Here is a 12,964-nt window from a genome sequence, read left to right as displayed (position 1 = left end):
TAAACTATTTAATCAAAAACAGCTTTTTGTAAAAAATGAAGATCACCTTTTTCTGCCATTATTTTATACAATTTTTCCATTTTTTCTAATTGATCACGACTTTTACAAGCAACATATTTTTGTGATAAATGAAAGATGTTCAAATCTTTCCAAATATAAAATAGCTCACTTTTTATCTCTTTTTTCGCATCTTTTTTACAGACTAAAGTCGCACTGTCACTCAATGGAAATATAAAGTTTCCCATGGTTTTATAGTTTGAGTCGTGTTCTTCGATAATAGGACAATCGCCTATCAGAGAGGGATACTTATCATAAAAAGTTATAAAGCAATTCTTATGAATCTCATCTAAGCTTTCTTCATTAGAAATAGGCTGTAGTGAAAGAAGAATTCGTTTTGTTTCCTGAACTATCTCTTTCTTATTTAAATTATTTATAATTTCTTGTGTTATTTTCTGGTCTGAATCAATTGGACGTATAGCTAATCCCAATTGTTCGATAGGAATATCTTTAACAAGATTTTTGGCAATTTCATCAACTTTGGGAACTCTCCATTTTGTTAGATTAGCCAAATAAATCATCCATGTAAGTTCTCTTCCACTCATCTGTTGACTTTTTAAAATTTTTGCTAAAGTTTTAGACAATATAGTATCTACTTCTTCATACATCCTTTCGATATTATCCCCTTTACTCCCATTTATATCAAAAAGATTCCTGCCATCTTCAAAGAAAATAGCTTTAGGGCTTTGCATCTTACTGATAATTCTTTTGGATTCCTTGTTATATACCCACAACATATTGTTTTCATCACTGAAATTCTTACTCAGGAATTTAGGTATGTAGTGATGTCTCTTTGATTGTTCTTTCATGGTTAAGTACTATTTTTTGAAAGTAATAAAAATATTCTTTACAAAGCACAATGGAGCCAAACAATTCCTAAAAACACCAAATTCCAGTAAGATACTCTCATACCAAACACCTTTGTCTCAAAGCCCATAAAGCATGGGTTTTCATAATCATAAAAATCTATTCATTATGAAAAGACAAAGAAAAAAAATCTTGTTAACAGCGTTGCTTCTGTTAATCGGATTGACTATGAGTGCTCAGGGAAACGGCTCTGCCGGAATCAATGAAGCTACGCAGATGGTCACCTCGTATTTTGATCCGGCTACAAAACTTATTTATGCCATCGGAGCGGTTGTAGGACTCATCGGAGGGGTAAAGGTTTATAACAAATTCAGCAGTGGCGATCCTGATACCAGTAAAACCGCTGCCAGCTGGTTTGGAGCATGTATCTTCTTAATTGTTGCCGCAACAATCCTTCGTTCATTCTTCCTTTAAAACATTGTTTATGGTTAGCTATCATATCAACAAAGGAATCGGAAGAACGGTAGAGTTCAAAGGATTGAAAGCACAGTACCTGTTCATATTTGCAGGAGGATTATTGGGAATATTAGTATTCGTAATGATCATATATATGGCTGGAGTCAATACCTACTTATGCCTTTTTCTTGGCGGCTCAATTTCAGGTCTTTTGATCTGGCAAATATTCTCTCTCAACAGAAAGTATGGTGAGTATGGACTGATGAAATCAGGTGCTAAAAAGAGACATCCTAAATACATCATCAGCAGAAAATCAATCTGTAGGTATTTCAAATCGAACGTCAAAAATGCTGCATCATGAGAAATCAATCAAAAGCGGCAACACTGGAGAGCAAGTTTCCACTGATTGGCATTGAAGAGAACTGTATTATTTCAAAAGATGCTGATGTTACCGTTTGTTTCAGGGTAAGACTACCCGAACTGTTTACCGTTGCATCTGCTGAGTACGAAGCCATTCATTCGGCATGGTTCAAAGCAATAAAGACATTACCTGATTACAGCATTGTTCATAAACAGGATTGGTTTATCAAGGAAAATTACCAGCCGGATTTATTGAAAGAAGACCAAAGTTTTCTGTCCAAATCTTTTGAAAGACACTTTAACGAAAGACCTTTCTTGAATCACTACTGTTATCTTTTTCTTACCAAAACTACAAAGGAAAGGATGAGAACGCAGAGTAATTTCTCATCGCTCTGTAAAGGAGTTTTGATTCCGAAAGAGATTAGGGACAAAGAAGCGATCAGCAGATTTATGGAAGCCGTTGATCAGTTTGAAAGGATTATGAACGACAGTGGATATGTTTTCCTTGAAAAAATGACCGCTGATGGAATTACAGGTACAGAAAAACAATCTGGATTGTTAGAACAGTATCTGACTCTATCAAGAGAAATCAATCCTTCCCTTCAGGATCTGAACTTAGGAGCAGAAGAAATGCGTATTGGTAACAACCGCATCAGCATGCACACCCTTTCGGATACGGATGATCTTCCGGGTACAGTTTCTTCGCATAGCAGATACGAAAAGTTAAGCACAGACAGAAGTGATTGTCTGTTATCCTTTGCCTCTCCTGTCGGACTGCTTTTAAACTGTAATCATATCTACAATCAATATCTGTTCATTGACAACAGTGAAGAAAACCTGTCGAAGTTTGAAAAGTCCGCCAGAAATATGCACTCCTTGGCAAGATACAGCCGAGCCAATCAGATTAACAAGGAATGGATTGAAAAATATCTCAATGAAGCGCATTCTTTCGGACTGCAGTCGATCCGTGCTCATTTCAATGTCATGTGCTGGTCTGACAGTCCTGCTGAGCTTAAACAGCTGAAAAATGATACCGGAAGTGCCTTGGCACTGATGGAATGCAAGCCCCGTCACAACACAACAGATACTGCAACATTGTATTGGGCAGGAATTCCCGGGAATGCAGGAGATTTTCCAAGTGAAGAAAGTTTCTACACGTTTATAGAACCTGCACTATGTTTTTTCACTGAAGAAACCAATTATCAGGACTCGCCCTCACCCTTTGGGATTAAGATGGCAGACCGATTAACGGGCAAACCTATTCATCTGGATATTTCCGATCTTCCGATGAAGCAAGGGATTATTACCAACCGAAACAAGTTTATCCTTGGTCCTTCAGGAAGTGGTAAATCCTTTTTCACGAATCATATGGTTAGACAGTATTATGAGCAGGGAGCTCATGTTTTACTGGTTGATACCGGAAATTCCTATCAGGGACTGTGTGAACTGATCAAAGGTAAAACCAAGGGTAAAGATGGGGTTTATTTTACGTATACAGAAGACCATCCTATTGCTTTCAATCCATTCTATACTGATGACGGCATCTTTGACATTGAAAAAAGAGAAAGTATCAAAACATTGGTACTGACCCTATGGAAAAGAGATGATGAACCACCTACCCGCTCCGAGGAAGTAGCCTTATCGAATGCAGTCAGTGGTTATATTGAGCAGATCAAAACCAATGAGCAGTTCCCGTCATTCAATGGCTTTTACGAATATGTAAAAAATGATTACCAAAAAGTATTGGAACAGAAAAAGGTCAGGGAAAAAGACTTTGATATCGCCAACTTCCTGAATGTACTGGAACCTTACTATAAAGGTGGAGAATATGATTATCTGCTTAATTCTGATCAGCAGCTTGATCTTTTATCTAAGAGGTTTATTGTTTTCGAGATTGATGCGATTAAGGATCATAAAATCCTTTTTCCGATTGTCACAATTATCATTATGGAAGTTTTCATCAACAAAATGCGAAGACTGAAAGGAATCAGGAAATTGATTCTCATTGAAGAAGCATGGAAGGCGATTGCCAAAGAAGGAATGGCTGAATACATCAAATATCTTTTCAAGACGGTAAGGAAATTCTTCGGAGAAGCGATTGTGGTCACTCAGGAAGTGGACGATATCATTCAGTCACCCATTGTTAAAGAGAGCATTATCAACAATTCAGACTGTAAGATTCTTTTGGATCAGCGGAAATACATGAACAAGTTCGACGATATTCAGGCTATGTTAGGTCTTACCGACAAAGAAAAGGCACAGGTACTGTCTATCAACATGAACAATGATCCTAAGAGACTGTATAAAGAAGTCTGGATCGGACTGGGCGGAACGCACTCGGCAGTGTATGCCACAGAAGTTTCAACTCAAGAATATCTTGCTTATACGACCGAAGAAACTGAAAAAATGGAAGTCATGAATCTGGCTTCAGAACTTGATGGCAATGTTGAACATGCCATTAAGAGGATATCTCTGCGGAGAATCAAACCGAACAGCAAAGAGGATTAAAACAATTAAAAATTTTACAACAATGAAAAATTCAATCATTACAACAGTTATGGTTATTATACTGGCCGTAACATCACTAGCTAAAGCTCAATTTGTAGTAACAGACCCTGCGAATCTGGCATCAGGTATTCTTAATTCTGCCAATGAAATTGTACAAACCTCAAATACGGTTTCCAATGTGGTGAAAAACTTCAATGAGGTGAAGAAGGTTTATGAACAGGGGAAAGAGTATTACGACAAACTCAAAGCAGTAAATAATCTCGTTAAAGATGCCCGTAAAGTTCAACAGACTGTGTTACTGGTAGGTGATGTTTCTGAAATGTATGTCAACAATTTCGGAAAAATGCTGAACGACCCCAATTTCAATGCGCAGGAACTGACGGCTATTGCTAATGGCTATTCTACTTTACTTAATGAAAGCACAGAACTGCTTAAAGAATTAAAGCAGATTGTGACCTCAACCAACTTATCATTGAATGATAAAGAAAGAATGGATGTTATTGACCGGGTATATAAAGAAGTGAAGGACTATCACAATCTGGTAAGGTATTATACCAACAAAAACATCTCGGTCAGCTACCTGCGTGCTAAAAAACAGAATAATACCCAAAGGGTATTAAATCTTTACGGAACAGTCAATCAAAAATACTGGTAAGATGGAGCCTAATAATTTACATGAAGTACTTCGTTCGGTGTACGACGAAATGATGCCACTTTGTGCAGATATGGCAGCAGTTGCTAAAGGTGTTGCTGGATTGGGAGCCCTTTTCTATGTGTCATTAAAGGTTTGGCAGGCTCTAAGCCGTGCCGAACCCATTGATCTGTTTCCTATGCTCAGACCATTTGCCATAGGTATCTGCATTATGTTCTTTTCTACGCTGGTTCTTGGCAGTATCAACGGAGTACTGAGCCCTGTTGTTCAAGGAAGTCATTCGATGCTGGAAAATCAGGTACTGGATCTCAATGAACTGCAGCAGAAAAAGGATCTGCTGGAAAGAGAGGCTATGCTTCGAAACCCTGAAATGGCTTATCTGATTTCAGATGAGGAGTTTGATAAAAAGTTGGAAGAGTTAGGCTGGTCGCCGTCAGATCTGGTTACCATGTCCGGAATGTATATAGAACGGGAAATGTTTGCCATTAAGAAAGATATCAGGGACGGCTTCAGGGAATTTTTAGAAATACTCTTTCAGGCCGCAGCTTTGGTCATCGATACGATCCGAACCTTCTTTCTCATTGTCTTGTCTATTCTCGGGCCTATAGCATTTGCCATATCGGTATGGGATGGTTTTCAGTCTACCCTAACCCAGTGGCTGACCCGATATATCAGTGTGTATTTATGGCTTCCTGTTGCTGATATGTTCAGTGCTATTCTTGCGAAGATACAGTCTTTGATTATTGAAAAAGATATTGAAATGCTCGCTGATCCGAACTTTATCCCTGATACTTCCAATACGGTTTATATCATCTATATGATTATCGGAATTATCGGATACTTTACTGTTCCCACCGTTACCGGATGGATCATTCAGGCAGGAGGTGCAGGAAACTTTATGCGTAATGTAACACAGATGGCTCAAAAATCAGGAAATGTTGCAGGGGCTGCAGCAGGATCAACTGCAGGCAATATTTCAGGTCGACTCCTTAAATAATAAAATCATTAACAATGGAATTTAAAATCTTAAGAAATATAGAAAACAGTTTTAAGCAGATCAGGCTTTTCACATTCGTTTTTTCCCTTTTGTGTTTCGGAGTTGTGGGAATTGTGGTTTACAAATCCTACAGTTTTGCGGAGGAACAAAGGCAGAAGATTTATGTGCTGGATAATGGCAAATCCCTGATGGTTGCATTGTCACAGGATATGTCTATCAACCGACCTGTAGAAGCCAGAGAACATGTCAGAAGGTTTCATGAGTTGTTCTTTACAATAGCTCCTGATAAGGATGCGATTGAAAGTAATGTTAAGAGAGCCTTCAATCTGGCCGACCAATCAGCCTTCAACTACTATAAAGACCTATCGGAAAAAGGCTATTACAACAGGATTATCAGCGGAAACATTCAGCAAAGAATTGAAATCGACAGTGTTGTGGGTAATTTCAACAGCTATCCTTACGAGATCAGAACATTTGCCAGGCAATATATCATCCGATCGAGTAACCTTACTAAGAGAAGTCTTGTCACTCACTGTTCCCTAGTCAACTCAGTACGTTCGGACAGCAATCCTCAGGGATTTACGATTGAAAAATTCAACGTCGTTGAAAATACAGATATAGAAACTGTTACACGCTAAATATCGCCATGGAAAAATTCAGAAAAAAAATTGACAGTTACGTTCACCGATTGGAAAACCGTTGGAACGCTTTGACCCGTAAGCGGCAAAGAACGTTTACAAAATTGCTGTTAGCAGTTTATATTCTTATAACAGTGTTCTCATTGTTTTATATATGGTCAGGGAAAAACGATTCTTTGTCAATAAGCCATATCAGTGGCATTCCAAAAAATATTACCGTTAAAAATGCCGTACCATGAATTCAGAAAACAGAAATAATATCAGAATTACGGAAGGAAACTCTTCCGTTGATATGGGAGAACGACAGTCAGCACCTCGTGAAGGATGGGAAAAGTTCAAAAAACCGATGATCTATTTTCTGATGGTCATTGCCTGCGTAGGATGCCTCTATATGATTTTTAAGCCGAAAGAGGAAAATCGGATTACAGAGAATGTCGGATTTAACACAGCTGTACCACAGGCAGCCGACGACAAACTGCAGTCAGATAAGCAGAAAGCTTACGAACAGCAGTTGCTGGAGCAGAAAGATGAAGAAAAAAGAAATGCTTTGACTTCTTTATCCGACTACTGGACAGATATTCATCCAACAAACTCTGTTAACGATCAGTCATCTGTGCCCGTTAGCACTACCAAGGTAATGCAAGCTGATCAAAACGCACTGGTGAGTTACAGGAATGCACAACAGACTTTAGGAAATTTCTACAGCAGGGATAATACGGAAATTGATCATCTGAGAAAAGAAATTTCAAGGTTAAAAAGTGAGGCCATTCAAAATAGAACAGAGCCTAAGAATACGACAGTAGAAGATCAGCTACAACTGATGGAAAAATCTTACCAGATGGCCGCCAAGTATCTTCCTGCTCCTAAACTTCCGGAACAGACTCTGACACAAGGCAGTACAAACAAAAAAGAATCTGATAAAAAGGATAACCTGGTTGGGGTAAAATCTATTCGGCATAGTGTTGTTTCGAGTTTGTACCGAGAACCGTCAGACAGTGTTTTTATTGCAACATTGAACCACAACAGATTTAATGGCTTGCAGTCAGATCCGGGCAATACGGTTCCGGCAAATAAAAACAGTATCAGAGCCATAGTTCATGAAACAAAAACGTTGATTGCGGAAACCACTGTTTCGCTTAGACTCACTGAATCGATGAAACTTGGAAAATCAGTACTTCCTACAGGAACGATTGTAAGAGCGCACGGAAAATTTGAAGGCGGAAGATTGCTTTTAAAGATATCCAGCATTGAACATCAAGGAAGCATCAGTCCTGTTGACGTCGATATCTATGATAATGACGGGCAGATTGGGCTGTACATCCCCTATTCACCTGAACAAAATGCAGTAAAAGATATTGCAGCGAACATGAGTCAGAATTCGGGAACCAATATTATGATGACTCAGTCTGCCGGACAACAGGCAGCCTCAGATCTTAGCAGAGGGCTGATTCAGGGTATATCGGGATACTTCCAGAAAAAGATCAGAACACCGAAAGTCACTGTAAAAGCAGGTCATCAGGTACTACTGGTCTCCAAGAAATAAATTTTAATAAAATACAATTACAAAGCAATGAAATTACAATCCAAAATATTTTTTATACTGCTTTTTATCCTACTGACGATCAGCAGAATAAAATCTCAGGAAATTCAGGGATCCATTCCATTACAAGAAGCCAGGCTGGAACCGTTTAAAATGGAAGTCACGTACAACAAAACGAGCCACATTCTATTCCCTTCACCTATTCGGTATGTAGACTTAGGCAGTGAAAACCTCATCGCCAACAAAGCTGGAGATATAGCTAATGTTCTTAGAGTAAAATCCTCAGTAAGAGATTTTGAAGAAGAAACTAATTTTTCTGTGGTTACAGAAGATGGCAGGTTTTACAGTTTTGATGTTTTTTACAGTACATATCCGGACACGCTTAGCTATGATCTCTCAAAACTTGAAAGAACAAAAGAACAGCAATACAGTACGGATGTCCTGTTTGAAGAACTTGACGGTGAATCATCATCGCTCACTGAGCTGATGATAAAAACACTGTATGAAATTCCTAAAAGAACGATCAGGCATATTGGTTCAAAAAGTTTTGGAATCCAGTTTTTTCTCAAATCTCTATATGTTTATGAGGGAAAGTTTTATTTTATTATTCAGATAAAAAATAAAAGCAATCTCTCCTTTCATATTGATTTTGTCAATTTTAAGATCGCAGATAAAAAGAATCTTAAACGTACAGTCGTCCAAGACAAAATACTGTCACCCCTTCGAACCTATCCTATCCTTTCGCCAGTCAACTTTCAATCCAATGGTGAATATCTTTTCCTCCTGGATCAGTTTACCCTTTTGGAAGATCAGGTTTTGGAAATTGAATTAATGGAAAAAGATGGCGGACGTCATCAAAAGATTCAGATTGAGAATTCTGATCTGGTTCATGCAAAAATAGTTGAAGATCTACATTTAAAATTAAAATAAGATGAAAAGTATATTAATCGTTATCATGTTTTTTTATCTGAGTGATAGTGTGTACGGACAAAGAATGTTCCCTAAGCAAAAAAGTATAGAAATTAATTCCGGGCTTCTTATTAAAAAGAATTCAGAAAACTATTTTATTAACACTGGTATAGCCGTTTTCGCTAAAAAAGGAAATTACATGCTTTACAGTTTGGAATACAGTAATAATTCAGTCCCTTATAAATCGGTAAAAATTCCTATTGAAAATTATATTGCAGAAGCCGGTTACAGTTTCAATATACTCGCTAACCGGACGAAAAATTTCATGGTCAATACAACACTATCAGCAATGGGCGGTTATGAGCATATTAATCAAGGGGAAGAGATGTTGTATGATGGTGCAAAACTGTTGAGCGAATCTTCTTTCATTTATGGTACGGGAGCCAAACTTAGTTTGGAGACCTATCTATCAGACCGTATTGCCATTATTGCTTCATCCAAAGCCAGGCTATTATTCAAAACTTCACAAAATCAACTGGTGAGTTCTTTAGGAATTGGAATCCGTATTAATCTTTAAAAAATTGTTATGAAAAAATTAATTAATATCACAAGATGTGCTTCAGGCATTCTTTATACATTTGCAGTGCTATTTTTAATCGAATGTTCTTTGTCATCATGCGCAGACCATGAACTGGAAATTACCCGGAACTTTCCTTTTGAAATTGCTGTAATGCCGGTTCAAAAAGGTATTGCGATCGGAGAAACGGTAGAAATCAGATGTACTATCGCTACTAGTGGAAACTATACCGGAACTCATTATTCAATCAGATACTTTCAGTCTGACGGAAAAGGGAGTTTAAGAATCTTTGATAATCCCGCGTTGATACCCAATGATACATATCCACTGCAAGAAAAAGAATTCAGACTATATTACACTTCTGAATCAACAGTTTCTCAAAGTTTTGACATTTGGATTTCTGATAATATGGGAAACGAACAAAAACACAGTTTTCAGTTTAACCCGCAAAATGCAGGGACACTTTAACAGGTAGGAATTAAAAATAAATTTAATTAGGCTATTTCATCAGAAATAGCCTTTTCTATATTTTCAAATAATTGGTGGTGTGATATCAGCGATCAAAAAGCAGCAACATTTTTGATTGAATACTGAATTTGATCAAAGTTGTTGCCTCTATATAATATAGCGAAAAGACGTTTTCGACCAGCGGAAGAAATTGTCTTTTCGCCGAAAAATTAAAAAACGGCAATTTAAGTTGCCGTTTTCTAACCTGTTTTTTATAAATGTCCATCATCTGCAAATGATATGTATTGCGTTGATGTTAATATACAATGATCTAATAATTTAATGTTCAGAAATTCTGATGCATTTTTAATATTCTGTGTTACTTTTAAATCTTCTGCCGAAGGTTTCAAATTTCCTGACGGATGATTATGAGCTAAGATGATACTGGTAGCATTAGAAAGTAATGCTGCCTGCATTATGATCCGAACATCTACAATCGTTGAAGAAATGCCTGATTCAGAAATTTTTTTGATCCCCAAAACCTGATTTGCCTGATTCAGATAGAGCGCATAAAAAGATTCCCTGTAATCAATTTCTTCAACATCAAAATGTTGGCGAAATACCTGCACTGCGTCACGTGAGGTTAGAATCGTTTTTTCGCAATTTCCTTTCCTGGTATATGTTAACTTTATTTCATTGACAATATTATAATTCATGATTTTTGCTCATGCACGGCTGAGACTTTGATTTCCCGTGCTTAGAATAGATTAAAATGTACTCAGTTAATTCATTATTAGTGAATCAGAACCCAAGCGGGCAAAAGTTTCACATAGTTCAAAAGCTTTCTGGGATTTTGATTGCGCGGTTCCACCTAAAACGATGGATTGCAATTTTGCTTCATCATTTTTGTAAGTTCGGACATTTTGAAAATACCCTGTTACTGCATTATAAGCTCCGAATAAAGTTCCTTTTGTAGTCTCCATTTGCTGGCTTTCGCTAACCATTGCATATGCAAATGCGTCATCAACTGTATTTTTAAAAACGGTTGATATTTCATCAAAATTTCCTTGTTGTAAATGATTTAAGGCTTCTTTATTGGGACATAGCGCCAACTGAATTAATTTTTTGATCTGCTCGTCACCGACCGTAATTTTTGACCAATGATTAAATGTATTTTGCAATTCGCTACTTAGTTTGTTGGCTAATCCCATGACTTTATGAGCGTCTTCTAATCTCTGCTTTGCTCCTGCAGTATGTCTTATACGTACTACATTACTCATATTTTTAAGAGAAGCATTTAAGGTGTTTTGGCAAACAATTCGCACAGGAGTAAATGCGGCTGTTATGCTTCCGCTTCCATCGTGTGAAGTAGTAAGAAAAATATATTTTTCTGTAACATCGTCTCCATTTCCCACTCTTATATAATCAGGTAATTTTGCCGTTATAAATATGCGTTCACCGTTTCCCAATGCTCCGGCAGTCTCGTATAAAATACCATCTTCACCGCCTACGATAGCATCAAAAAATGTAAAAGCTTCACGATTTTGGACAATTTGATAGTCTTTACCCACCACGCCCAAAACTGTATTATTATCCGTTCGGATATTTGCATAGTAGTTGGGAACTTCTAACTCTGTATTTGATATTTCTATCCCGTTTTCATTTTCAATAATTCCTGAACCTTTGGTAAAAAGCGGAGATTTTTCTACGTCATAATCAAGGCCAGCAAATTTTATTGCCTCCTCACTTGTTGGATGTTCTTGTACAATCTGTCCCAGGTTATGCCATGTTTTTTCCTTTACGCTGAAAAATGAATATTTTCCTGTTCTGTTGTTGAAATTTAAATTATGTGCCATGATGTTAATATTTAAATGTTAAAAAATGTGTTTAATAATTTTAGAATGGTAAGTCATCATCCTTATCATTTTGATTGGATTTTGGTTCTTTGCTTGTTGTCTCTTTTTCAGGTTTAGTTTTGCTAATACTGTGTATCTTAATCTTTGATGTATGAAAATTGAGCCCCGCATGTGCTTCGCCGTCTTTTCCAATCCATGCTCTTGTATAAACTCTCCCCATCAATTCGACTAATGTGCCTTTAGTTAAAAGTTCAGCCACTTTAGAAGTAATCCAGTAAGAGCAGTCAAAAAAAGTTGTCTGTTCGATACGCTCGCCTTGTTTGTTGCGATAATTGTCATTGGTAGCAATAGAGAAATTAACTACTTGTTTTTTGTTTGACAGAGTACGGACTTCCGCATCTCTTGTCAGTCTTCCGATAATGTTCATAATTGTTCTTTTTAAAATTGCACATTTTGATAAGTTTTCAATCTCTTCTCAGTTCTTTCTCTCAAAGCCCTCGTGGGCTTCGCTAAATATTTTTCAAAAGAAAAACCGGAAAAAAGAAAGCAGATATGAAGTGTTGGCAATGAATAAGAGCAAAAGGAAACGGAATAATTGGAGGGTACCTTTAGGGAGGAAACCGTTTATGCCGTAGTCTTTTGCTGGCAACAGGAAATGGCTGTCAACAATACCTTAGCTGCCTTTTTACCGGTTGATTATGAAAAATGTAAATATTTCAACTAAACAATCAGACAGTAGCAGCCAAAGTACCTCTTAAAAGTAAAATATCCGGTACTTACGAACTTTTAGAAATAATTTTATTAAATAATATCAACAACATGGAATATTTAACAAAAGATGATTTATGTGAATTTAAGAAGGAACTGTTTCATGAATTACATAAAATATTTGTAGAAAACAGCAAGACTTTAGATAAAAATGAAAATGAATGGGATTGGCTTAGAAGTAAGGCAATTCGGAAATTACTTGCAATCTCACCTGCAACCTTACAAAATCTTCGTATTGGAGGAAAAATCAGGTATAAAAAAATACTGGGCTCTTATTACTACAACAAAAAAGATTTAGAACTATTATTTAAAACAGAATGATAATGGATAAGTATTGGAAAACATTTTTGAAAAGAATTTCGGAGGATAGAAGACTAAATGTATGGCATCTT

Annotated in this window: 15 protein-coding genes; 11 read left to right on the top strand and 4 right to left on the bottom strand. The window is 37.0% G+C overall.

From position 1 onward, the window contains the following. Nucleotides 1–8: 8 nt before the first annotated feature. A complete protein-coding gene (locus tag FB551_RS03480; protein ID WP_142015056.1) occupies nt 9–866 on the bottom strand; it encodes a DUF4238 domain-containing protein in 858 nt (285 codons plus the stop codon). A gap of 166 nt (nt 867–1,032) precedes the next feature. On the opposite strand from FB551_RS03480, the gene FB551_RS03475 reads away from it, so the two are divergent. The 10 genes from FB551_RS03475 to FB551_RS03430 all read left to right on the top strand — a co-directional run bounded on the left by FB551_RS03475 (nt 1,033) and on the right by FB551_RS03430 (nt 9,969). Then, a complete protein-coding gene (locus FB551_RS03475; RefSeq protein ID WP_142015053.1) occupies nt 1,033–1,338 on the top strand; it encodes a DUF4134 domain-containing protein in 306 nt (101 codons plus the stop codon). 10 nt (nt 1,339–1,348) lie between these two features. Beyond that, a complete protein-coding gene (locus tag FB551_RS03470) occupies nt 1,349–1,681 on the top strand; it encodes a DUF4133 domain-containing protein (RefSeq protein WP_142015049.1) in 333 nt (110 codons plus the stop codon). Next, a complete protein-coding gene (locus FB551_RS03465; RefSeq protein WP_142015046.1) occupies nt 1,678–4,188 on the top strand; it encodes a TraG family conjugative transposon ATPase in 2,511 nt (836 codons plus the stop codon). Before FB551_RS03470 ends, FB551_RS03465 begins: the two co-directional genes overlap by 4 nt. A gap of 22 nt (nt 4,189–4,210) precedes the next feature. Continuing rightward, on the top strand, nt 4,211–4,843 hold the full coding sequence (locus FB551_RS03460) for a DUF4141 domain-containing protein (protein WP_142015043.1): 633 nt from the start codon (nt 4,211–4,213) through the stop codon (nt 4,841–4,843). Between the two features lies 1 nt (nt 4,844). Beyond that, nucleotides 4,845–5,837, top strand: a complete 993-nt coding sequence (traJ, locus tag FB551_RS03455; RefSeq protein ID WP_142015040.1) for a conjugative transposon protein TraJ — start codon at nt 4,845–4,847, stop codon at nt 5,835–5,837. A gap of 14 nt (nt 5,838–5,851) precedes the next feature. Next, nucleotides 5,852–6,475, top strand: coding sequence for a conjugative transposon protein TraK (gene traK, locus FB551_RS03450; protein ID WP_142015038.1), 624 nt, complete (start codon nt 5,852–5,854; stop codon nt 6,473–6,475). A 235-nt stretch (nt 6,476–6,710) separates the two neighbouring features. Further along, on the top strand, nt 6,711–8,018 hold the full coding sequence (gene traM, locus FB551_RS03445) for a conjugative transposon protein TraM (RefSeq protein ID WP_185150199.1): 1,308 nt from the start codon (nt 6,711–6,713) through the stop codon (nt 8,016–8,018). A 27-nt stretch (nt 8,019–8,045) separates the two neighbouring features. Then, complete coding sequence (gene traN / locus FB551_RS03440; RefSeq protein WP_142015035.1) at nt 8,046–8,945, top strand: conjugative transposon protein TraN; 900 nt, start codon at nt 8,046–8,048, stop codon at nt 8,943–8,945. Between the two features lies 1 nt (nt 8,946). Beyond that, the gene (locus FB551_RS03435; RefSeq protein ID WP_142015033.1) at nt 8,947–9,501 is read left to right on the top strand and encodes a conjugal transfer protein TraO; all 555 of its coding nucleotides are present in this window, start codon (nt 8,947–8,949) and stop codon (nt 9,499–9,501) included. Between the two features lie 9 nt (nt 9,502–9,510). After that, nucleotides 9,511–9,969 carry a DUF3872 domain-containing protein gene (locus FB551_RS03430; protein ID WP_142015031.1) on the top strand — a complete coding sequence of 153 codons (459 nt, stop codon included), beginning with the start codon at nt 9,511–9,513 and terminating at the stop codon, nt 9,967–9,969. Nucleotides 9,970–10,220: 251 nt separating this feature from the next. On the opposite strand, the gene FB551_RS03425 is transcribed toward FB551_RS03430, so the two are convergent. From FB551_RS03425 to FB551_RS03415, 3 genes are all read right to left on the bottom strand, one after another. Beyond that, a complete protein-coding gene (locus tag FB551_RS03425; protein WP_142015028.1) occupies nt 10,221–10,664 on the bottom strand; it encodes a JAB domain-containing protein in 444 nt (147 codons plus the stop codon). A gap of 66 nt (nt 10,665–10,730) precedes the next feature. Then, nucleotides 10,731–11,804 carry a DUF932 domain-containing protein gene (locus FB551_RS03420; protein ID WP_142015025.1) on the bottom strand — a complete coding sequence of 358 codons (1,074 nt, stop codon included), beginning with the start codon at nt 11,802–11,804 and terminating at the stop codon, nt 10,731–10,733. A gap of 40 nt (nt 11,805–11,844) precedes the next feature. Beyond that, complete coding sequence (locus FB551_RS03415; protein ID WP_142015022.1) at nt 11,845–12,231, bottom strand: single-stranded DNA-binding protein; 387 nt, start codon at nt 12,229–12,231, stop codon at nt 11,845–11,847. Nucleotides 12,232–12,623: 392 nt separating this feature from the next. On the opposite strand from FB551_RS03415, the gene FB551_RS03410 reads away from it, so the two are divergent. Next, entirely contained in the window at nt 12,624–12,893 is a 270-nt protein-coding gene (locus FB551_RS03410) for a helix-turn-helix domain-containing protein (RefSeq protein ID WP_142015019.1), read from the top strand. The last annotated feature ends 71 nt before the right edge of the window (nt 12,894–12,964 follow it).

Origin of the sequence: Chryseobacterium aquifrigidense (assembly GCF_006716485.1) — a bacterium.
Lineage (GTDB): Bacteria > Bacteroidota > Bacteroidia > Flavobacteriales > Weeksellaceae > Chryseobacterium > Chryseobacterium vietnamense.
Note: the sequence above shows the minus strand (reverse complement) of the source record. Positions and strands in the feature narration are given on the sequence as shown.